This window comes from Pandoraea sp. B-6 (assembly GCF_000282835.1).
Lineage (GTDB): Bacteria > Pseudomonadota > Gammaproteobacteria > Burkholderiales > Burkholderiaceae > Pandoraea > Pandoraea cepalis.
On the sequence record NZ_AKXS01000344.1, the window covers coordinates 1 to 1,263 of the forward strand.

Annotated in this window: 1 protein-coding gene; it reads right to left on the minus strand. The window is 70.3% G+C overall.

What is annotated here, in order from left to right; all coding sequences use genetic code 11:
* A partial coding sequence (locus A985_RS24045) for a fimbria/pilus outer membrane usher protein (protein ID WP_017232018.1) occupies window positions 1–1,263 on the minus strand: 1,263 nt, incomplete at both ends.

Consider the following 1,263-nt stretch of genomic DNA (forward strand, 5'->3'; position numbering starts at 1 on the left):
CCCGAGATCGCGGCCGACGCGCTGACGACGCCCATCTGGCCGAGCGCCATCAGGGCGCCTGCGCCGCCCAGCGCGAGTCGGCGGCCGGCTTGTGCCTGCGCTTCCACCGTGACGGCGTCGGTCGCGCCATAGCGCGCGGTCACCGACGCCACAGGGTGGCGTCGATACGAGAATGAGCGCACGCCGTAATCGTCGCGCGGCAGGCCCGCTTCCACTGAAAAGCTCGACAAGCCGCTGGCCAGCCGCCGAGGGTCGATGTAGAGCGGGACGGTGGTGACCCGCTCGCGTCCGAGCGCGTCGCGCGTCACGACACTCGCCTGCAGGTCGCCGGTCAGACCGGGGGCATCCTGAATGACGAACGGTCCGGGCGGCACGTGTCCGCTCATGCGGCGCACACCATCGAGATAGACGTCGACCGACGACGGCACCACAGCGCTGCCGTGCAGCGTCGGTATCGGGAAGGTGACGAGGTCCGGACGCAGGCTGAAGTTGCGCCGCCATTGCAGGCCGGCAATGCGCAGCGAGCGCGTCCACGCGAGCGAGCCGGTGATGAGATCACCCGCCACCCAGGTCGTCAATCGGGCCGGGTCATCGTGCTGCCACCATGTGTCGTAGCGCCGATAGCCGTGGCGCCAGGCGGAGTGCTCCGCCAGCCCTGTCTGACGCACGGTGCCGCCGGGCCAGAAGCCGCGAACTTCGCTCCAGACGGACGCCCGCGTGAACCGGTCCCGCTGCACATACCCGTCGTAATTGATCAGCACGCCCGTGCCGGACGTCGCGGCCATGAAGACTGGGGGCGCACGGCCTAACGCATAGGGCGTGAGCCACGCGTCGCCGACTTGCAGGGCGAGCGTCTGGTGTGCGGCGTCGTACGTCGCACGCACGCCGTCGAGCGAATCGAGCGCGACGTCGGTCGCGTCGCGTGGTGGCAGTTGGGGCGAGGTCAAGCCGAGCAGGCGCAGATCGCCTGCTCGCACGAACCATCGCCCCTTCCGACGCAAAAACGGCGCGATCCGGCCGGTCGACTCGCCATTGACGATGACCTCCAGCACATAAGTTCCGTCAAGGCGGGACACGCTGCCGGCGCGCTGCGCAGACGGCGTGGCCGTGTCAGACACCGCGGCATTGTCGAACCGCGCGGTGCCTGCGGCGTCCGGTGCAGAGGTTGCGGCCGGTGCATCCTCCGACACCGTCGCGGGAGCGGCAGCGTGCGCATCGCCGGCCTTGCCGAAGGCGGCCGCGCCGAGCGCCATCGACGTGGCG